Origin of the sequence: Psittacicella hinzii, from assembly GCF_003585935.1 — a bacterium.
Taxonomy (GTDB): Bacteria; Pseudomonadota; Gammaproteobacteria; order Enterobacterales; family Psittacicellaceae; genus Psittacicella; species Psittacicella hinzii.
The window spans coordinates 1-3,725 of sequence record NZ_NRJG01000139.1; the positions used below are offsets into that span (position 1 = coordinate 1).

At 34.9% G+C, this 3,725-nt stretch carries 7 protein-coding genes; all 7 read left to right on the plus strand.

Going from position 1 to position 3,725, the window contains the following annotated elements; genetic code table 11:
• Nucleotides 1-403 precede the first annotated feature (403 nt).
• Nucleotides 404-1,018 (plus strand): single-stranded DNA-binding protein, encoded by a 615-nt coding sequence (locus tag CKF58_RS06820; RefSeq protein ID WP_119532284.1) that lies wholly within the window; start codon nt 404-406, stop codon nt 1,016-1,018.
• 152 nt (nt 1,019-1,170) lie between these two features.
• Nucleotides 1,171-1,566 carry a RusA family crossover junction endodeoxyribonuclease gene (locus CKF58_RS06825; RefSeq protein ID WP_119532286.1) on the plus strand — a complete coding sequence of 132 codons (396 nt, stop codon included), beginning with the start codon at nt 1,171-1,173 and terminating at the stop codon, nt 1,564-1,566.
• Nucleotides 1,567-1,874: 308 nt separating this feature from the next.
• Complete coding sequence (locus CKF58_RS08475; RefSeq protein WP_119532288.1) at nt 1,875-2,090, plus strand: hypothetical protein; 216 nt, start codon at nt 1,875-1,877, stop codon at nt 2,088-2,090.
• 396 nt (nt 2,091-2,486) lie between these two features.
• On the plus strand, nt 2,487-2,687 hold the full coding sequence (locus CKF58_RS08300) for a hypothetical protein (RefSeq protein WP_147397237.1): 201 nt from the start codon (nt 2,487-2,489) through the stop codon (nt 2,685-2,687).
• A complete protein-coding gene (locus tag CKF58_RS06840) occupies nt 2,687-3,136 on the plus strand; it encodes a lysozyme (protein ID WP_119532292.1) in 450 nt (149 codons plus the stop codon). Before CKF58_RS08300 ends, CKF58_RS06840 begins: the two co-directional genes overlap by 1 nt.
• Before the next feature lie 9 nt (nt 3,137-3,145).
• Nucleotides 3,146-3,556: a hypothetical protein gene (locus CKF58_RS06845; RefSeq protein WP_119532294.1), complete on the plus strand. Its 411-nt coding sequence runs from the start codon at nt 3,146-3,148 to the stop codon at nt 3,554-3,556.
• On the plus strand, nt 3,447-3,725 hold a 279-nt coding region (gene lysC / locus CKF58_RS08730; RefSeq protein ID WP_425451210.1), incomplete at its 3' end, for an Rz1-like lysis system protein LysC. The genes CKF58_RS06845 and lysC, both read left to right, overlap by 110 nt.

Sequence of the window (3,725 nt, forward strand, 5' to 3'; positions counted from 1 at the left end):
TAGTTCGCCCCTCTATTGTCTAAAATTCTTTTAGACCATAAATAGCAGCTAAATTATAAAATTTTGCTTTTTTAAAGTGAAATAATTTATAATATAAGTAGATCATAAATTAATATCCTTTTTTTATTGATATTTATTATTAGACTTTATTTCAGTTTCCTTAACTTCTAATCTTTTTCTGAAATTTTGTTTTAATAATTAATATTGTTATTGAAAACTTAATATTGGCTATATTACCTTTTGCTTCTCTTTTTATAGTCAAGATTCTAGTTTGATAATCGCGGCTTAGCTGCTTGCTTCGCTGGAAGTACCCCAAAGGGGTATCCAGCTAGCAGCAAAGCCAATAGGATTTCAGGACTAGATCTTTTTATTATTTTTCAATGCAAGTAAATAAGGATAAAAAATGACTGACGCAATTGTAATTATTTCAGGTTATGCTGCAGAGCCGGCTAAATTAATCCAAACTCCTACAAGTAATAATTATGAAAGTGGAAAATCTTACAACTTTAGAATTGGGGTTAGATTTCCATATTTATACGATAATCAATGGGAGTCAGAGACTGAATGGTTTGGTTGCACAGCATGGAATGTAAGTAAATCTGACGAAAATGTGATTCTAGCAATCCAAACAGGTTCTTACGTAAATGTTACCGGTGTATGGTCGAAAATGAAATATATCGATAAAACCGGTGAAGAAAAATTCTTAAATAAGCTGAAAGTTATTAGTGTACAGTTATGCCATAAACAACAAGAAGTTATTGGTATGACAGTTGAGCGTCCTCAAAATCAAGGCTTTAATACAGCCAATAATGGCAATCAGCCATACAATAATCAAAACCAGAATCCTCCTGTGTTCAACCAGAGCACTCAAGGCTTTGCTAGAAATAATAACCAACAGCAGTTCCAACAGAACCAAAGCAGAGGTTTTAACCAAAATCCAGCAAGCCAAAACAGAAATCAACAAAACCATAATACTAATACTAATGGAAACGTTGGTTCGGAAAATATTCCTTTTTAATGTCTTTATCTAATAAAAGTTCCTTTTAGTGTAATACTAAATGTAATTAACAAGAGCCTAAGTCGCTTATCTCCTTTCATAGGGGTGCACGACTTGGGCTTTTTTGCGTTCTTAAAATTTAGTAATGCAGCTATGAGTAGAACCATAAGTATATGCAATTAGAGCTTACGCTAGATTTTCCTGTAAGTGTCAACGCAATGTATAAAACAGTCGTACGTGGCAAATTTACCCATCGCGCACACTCACAGCGTTATAGAGAGTACCGCAAGCAAATTATTCCTCAAGTACAGTACCAAATATTAGCTCAAAAATGGAAGAAAGCTAATGAAAACACCTTTATAGCATTAGAGGTAGTTGAGTATTGTCCTGATCGTAGACGTCGAGATATCGATAACGTGATTAAGCCTATTATGGATATCTTAACCGAAGCAGGTGTTTATGACGATGATAGTCAAATTAAGCGTTTAGAGGTGTCTAAAATCAACGTTGACGATCAAGATGATAAATCACTCAAGGGAAAAGTAAAAGTTCTTATAAAGGCATTATAAACGCAGAATAATATGACTACTTTTTCACAGCTAGTACAAATATATCGTCAATCAGAATTTCATGAAAATAGCTATATTGCTGACTTTTTTACTACGTCTATTGAGGATATCAATTTTTACACGATTTAACAGATGAGCAGCTAAAAGCAATTAAAACCTTAAGTACGTGGCTAGATGACACTAGTATGAGTATTGAGGATAAACGCATGAAACTAGCAGCTGCATTAATCAAAAATAGCACTTTCCCGCATAAGACCACAAACCTAGATTTTCTAATTAATATTCCACAAATCTAAACTAATAATACCTTGAACGAACAAACAGAAATCAAGCAAGAACTCCTAACCCGTCGCTTGCTACGCATTGCTGAACGCTTGGATAGGATAGAGCAATCGCTTGTAAAACTGCAGCTACTAAATAAGCATACGCAGTTAATCTTAAACAATATTATGGTCGATAAGAACCTTATTAATAAGGACGTAAAACAACTAAGCGACCATCTTATTGATAACGCAAATAAATAACCTTGAAAAAACAATTCTTACTTTTGATACTGCTCATACTGTATATGGTGTTTTTGATGACTTATATAGTATTAGAAAATGTTCAGCTATCGTATGAGCTAAAGCAAGGCTATTAGAAGCCTAAATTCTTAATTACACGGTTGGCACTATGAAAGTTTAATCAATTAACCTTTTTATGGTTGCATGATGACGGTATTTGACCACGAAAAGACCAAGCTAGTAATTAATAACCTCACGGATCTGTTGAACCTGTTCGTAAATCTACAGTCTATTAAATGGTCTTTAATCGGAGTTGCTTTTGCTATCTTCAAATTTAAAAAAGACGGTAGAGTTGGGGTTCTTCATTTTTGGTATGAGTTGGCTTTGGTCTTTTTCATTGTGTACCTAGGAGCACCTGTGGCAATAATAAACGGAGTGCCAGAAAGTTATCTCCCTATTATTGCTGCAATCATTGGTTACGCTGGTGTGAATAACGTAGTAAAAGTAGTGACGCAATTTATTAATGTGTGGATTAGCTACTTTATCAATAAATACGACCCCAGCAAGAAGAAAAAGACCGAAGATAAACAAACAACCGGTAAAGATGAGGATAGGTAATGACTAGCACCGAATTAGCACTAAACACTGCTCTTAAATACGTTAAACGCTTTGAGGGCTTAAAATTAAAGCCGTACCTTGATCCTGTGGGAATACAGACCATTGGGTACGGCATTACTGACAAAGAAGTGCTAAAAAAGTATAAGAATGGCATGGACGAAAAAACTGCTCATTATCTCTTACTTAAAGAATTAAAAACCTTTGCTACTCAAGTTGACGATTTAGTAAAAGTTAAGTTGAATGCTAATCAAAAAGCCGCTCTTTACTCTTTTGTATATAACGTTGGTATTGGTAATTTCAAGAAGTCAACCATGCTCAAACTTATTAATGAAAATAAACTAGAGCAAGCAGCTACTCAATTTGATAGATGGACGTATGCTAGTGGTAAACAACTAAATGGTCTTATCAACCGACGTAAAACTGAACGTGAACTTTTTGAGCTAGCATAGTAGGAAGTTATGATTGTGGCATGGATTGCCGGTATTTTACGCACCGGAAAGAATAACCCAACCTTATTATTACTAATCGTTTTCATGACCTTTTTTATGATAACGCAGTATCAATCCAGACAAAAAGACGAGCGTATTATTAATTTAGCTGAACAAAATAGTGCTTATATCCAAAGACTGGAAGCAGAGCAATTAGCAGCTAAAGAAATGCGCAGTAAAATCTACGAAATGCAACAAGAGATACACAAGTTGACCGTAGATAAGTCTGCAATTACACGCGATTATCACAATAAGTTATCACTGGTTAGTAATGAACTCAAAACAGCTACCTGCGCTGCTATCCCTTTGTCTAGCAATCTTATTAAGTGGCTGCAGCTCAACCCAGAAACTAACAAAACCACAAGTTCCAACAGTAAGTAGTTTTACACTTAATTATGTGGAGCTAATACCTGTGGAATTGTTAACGCCGTGCATAGTGCCAACTTTTAGTGGTAACACTTGGGGAGAATTATATAAGTACACTATTGACTTGCAATATGTGTTAAGGACGTGCGCCGCAACGCACAACACCCTAGTGGACCTTTTAAAT

Excerpts from the sequence above, each read along its gene's own strand:
- CKF58_RS06825 (WP_119532286.1), top strand. The coding sequence starts at position 1,171 with ATGCAATTAGAGCTTACGCTAGATTTTCCTGTAAGTGTCAACGCAATG.
- CKF58_RS06820 (WP_119532284.1), top strand. The coding sequence starts at position 404 with ATGACTGACGCAATTGTAATTATTTCAGGTTATGCTGCAGAGCCGGCT.
- CKF58_RS06840 (WP_119532292.1), top strand. The coding sequence starts at position 2,687 with ATGACTAGCACCGAATTAGCACTAAACACTGCTCTTAAATACGTTAAA.
- CKF58_RS06845 (WP_119532294.1), top strand. The coding sequence starts at position 3,146 with ATGATTGTGGCATGGATTGCCGGTATTTTACGCACCGGAAAGAATAAC.